Origin of the sequence: Sulfurihydrogenibium yellowstonense SS-5 (genome assembly GCF_000173615.1) — a bacterium.
GTDB classification, from domain to species: domain Bacteria; phylum Aquificota; class Aquificia; order Aquificales; family Hydrogenothermaceae; genus Sulfurihydrogenibium; species Sulfurihydrogenibium yellowstonense.
In genome coordinates this window covers 1-2,759 of sequence record NZ_ABZS01000200.1, presented here as the reverse complement: position 1 = coordinate 2,759, position 2,759 = coordinate 1, and the positions used below count along the sequence as shown (strand labels likewise).

The 2,759-nt window shown below is 29.8% G+C and carries 3 protein-coding genes and 1 pseudogene; 1 reads left to right on the top strand and 3 read right to left on the bottom strand.

Annotation, left to right across the window (positions count from 1 at the left end; genetic code table 11):
- Positions 1-341, top strand: a 341-nt coding sequence (locus SULYE_RS07505; protein WP_007548106.1) for a bacteriohemerythrin, incomplete at its 5' end; no start/stop codon positions are given.
- 237 nt (positions 342-578) lie between these two features.
- Here SULYE_RS07505 and SULYE_RS07500 read toward each other — a convergent pair.
- The 3 genes and pseudogenes from SULYE_RS07500 to SULYE_RS08460 form a co-directional block, all read right to left on the bottom strand.
- Positions 579-1,442: a YicC/YloC family endoribonuclease gene (locus SULYE_RS07500; RefSeq protein WP_007548105.1), complete on the bottom strand. Its 864-nt coding sequence runs from the start codon at positions 1,440-1,442 to the stop codon at positions 579-581.
- A 12-nt stretch (positions 1,443-1,454) separates the two neighbouring features.
- Positions 1,455-2,540 carry a VIT1/CCC1 transporter family protein gene (locus SULYE_RS07495; RefSeq protein ID WP_007548104.1) on the bottom strand — a complete coding sequence of 362 codons (1,086 nt, stop codon included), beginning with the start codon at positions 2,538-2,540 and terminating at the stop codon, positions 1,455-1,457.
- Positions 2,533-2,759: pseudogene (locus tag SULYE_RS08460) on the bottom strand (3-deoxy-D-manno-octulosonic acid transferase); the annotation flags it as partial. The gene SULYE_RS07495 and the pseudogene SULYE_RS08460, both read right to left, overlap by 8 nt.

The following is a 2,759-nucleotide window of genomic DNA, read 5'->3' as shown; positions in this document are numbered from 1 at the left end:
TAGAGATTGAAATAGTAAATAAGCTTTATGATGCAATCATGAAAAATGAAGATATAGCTGAAATTTTAAAATACTTTGATGAGTTTTTAAATGATGTTATCAATCATTTTACATTTGAGCAAGGATTAATGGAAAAATACAACTTTTTTGCATATCCAATGCACAGAGCAGAGCATGACAGAGTTTTGTATGAGTTAAAATCCTTAGAAAAGATGCTCAAAGAAAAAGGGGATATAAAAACAGTAAAAGATTACCTTGAGAATGTTTTTAAACCATGGATTATAAATCATGTCCAAACAATGGACACTGTAACTGCAATGTATTTATCAAATTTTGTTTAAGATGTAAGCAATACGTCGGATTAGAAATTAGGTAGAAGTATGAGATTCTTCGCTTCGCTCAGAATGACAAATAAGGTTGCCCTTTTTCTAATGTTTATCAATCAGCCCTTTCCTGTCATCCTGAGGCCGTAAGTCCAAAGAATCTCTTTTTTAAATTCTATAAAAATTACTAATTTCTTACCTCTACAAGGAATATTTTTATTTTATTCGCAGACAGTCTATATATTAGACAAACACTTACTCAATGTTTTGAACTTGCTGTCTTATTTTTTCAAGTTCTGTTTTCATTTCTACGGTAAACTTGCTAAAATCAGGCATTTTGTTTCCAAGCGTGTTTATTTCTCTAAGCATCTCTTGACACATAAAATCAAGCTTCCTACCTATCGGCTCGTTTAGATTCAGCAGCTCTCTAAATCTTTGGATATGAGTTTTTAGTCTTACAACCTCTTCTGTTATATCAAGCTTATCAGCTAATAAAGTAGCTTCAATAAATGCTCTTTCAGAATAGTTTTCTCCAAGAAGCTGTTTAACTTTTTGATAAACTTTCTCTTTTGCACTTTCTAAAACTTTCTCTTTTTTCTCTTCAATTTCTTTCAACATCTCTTCAATCTTATTTAATCTACTTTCTATATCTAATATTAATGATTTTCCCTCTCTTTCTCTCTCTTCTTTCAAAGCATTTAAAGCTTCTTTTACAGCATTTAGAATGTTTTCTTTAAGTGTATCATCAAGCTCTTCCTCTACGTTGTTATTATTCACTATCATTCCGATTGTAACTTCATAAAGTTTATCATCTGAAAGATAGATGCTTGCTTGTTTAGTTATCTCTCTGACTACGTTAGCATACTGAGTAAGTTTTTCAGGCTCTACGATAAATTTTGGTGTTAAAGAGTTTATATTTATATAAAGCTGAAAGCTTCCTCTTTCAAAATACTGTTGAACTAACTTTCTTATCTCAAGGTCTAAATACATCAAAACGTTTTTATCGCCTTTAATAGAAATATCGATTGATTTGTTGTTTAGGCTTTTTACTTTTATGTTTACTTCATAATCATCAAGCACTTTTTTTACAAATGTAAACCCTGTCATACTATACGGCATAAAAATTCTCCTTTATGTTTCAATGTTAAAAAAATGCTGTAATATTTTACCAAAGGAAAAAGAAATGGCAGCTGCTGATAAACTTGCTATTATCATTTCTAAAACTTTTTTCTTTATAGAAATTCCCGAAAATAGTGCAACAAAAACTCCAACCATAGATAAAACTAATAAAGCTAAAAAGAACGATACTGTTAAAGCATAATAAGAATTTGAAAAGATAAAAAAAGGAGTTATTGGAAAGACTGTTCCAAGCAGGTATGAAAAACCTGTAAGGACTCCTGACTTGATTTCGTTTTCATGGGTTTCTTTTATAAAAATGCTTGATAAATTTACTTTCTTTTCTCTTAAAACATTTATAATTTCCTTTATTGCTTCTTGTGGTATGTTGTCTTCCTTTAATTTTTCTTCAAAAAGTTCATAGCTTTTTTCTATGTTTGTATTTAAAAGGATTTCATTTCTTTCGTTAATATGCATATTGATTTGTTTTTGAGACTTAACAGAAAGATAAGCACCAATTCCCATAGACAAAGCTCCGGCAAGACCTACAACTATACCACTTATTCCAATTATCTGTGGATTTGTTGTGTATACTGCTGTCAAGCCTGCAACTGCTCCTAAGATTTCTACCAATCCATCATTCATTCCAAGAATCAAATCTCTAACATTGTTAAGCCCGAGATTTTCAACTTGGTTTAAAAAATATGTCTCATGTTCTATCTCATCTGAGATAATATTTTTAAGAGAGCTTCTTTCATACTCTGTCAAATCTGCATTTTTGTAAAAATCATAGTATTTTTTAACTGCTCTATCTTCTCCAAGCTCTGCTAAGTATATAAAAATAATCGGATTTATAAACTTTGATAAAAACTTTAAGAGAAACAGCTTTTTTCTATCTATCTTTTCTTTTGGCAGCTGTCCACCTCTTGAAATAATGAACCTTTGCCAAAAATTTGCGTGCTTTTCTTCAGTTTTTGCTATTTTTAATATGTTTTCTTTTAATTCTTTATCAGAAATGAGATTCGCAAGTTCTGTGTATAAAATTTTATCGTTTATCTCGCCGATGTAAAACTCCTGTGCTATTTTGATTAAACTATCCATTTAAAACCTCTTTTATTGATTTGATATAACAGTTATAAATATCTTTTCTTAAAGCCTCTAAGTCAATGTCAATGTTATTGTTTTTAAGATGTTTTAAAATTGCATTTTTAAGCTCTACTTCATTTTCTACAATATCAACCGCATCGATGCTTTTGGCAAGTTCTACCAAGTCTTTGATTTTAAAGTAGTTTTTACCTATTATAACTTTTTTTCCGCTTA

Coding starts and splice junctions, on each gene's coding strand:
- SULYE_RS07500 (WP_007548105.1), bottom strand. CDS start 1,442: ATGCCGTATAGTATGACAGGGTTTACATTTGTAAAAAAAGTGCTTGAT.
- SULYE_RS07495 (WP_007548104.1), bottom strand. CDS start 2,540: ATGGATAGTTTAATCAAAATAGCACAGGAGTTTTACATCGGCGAGATA.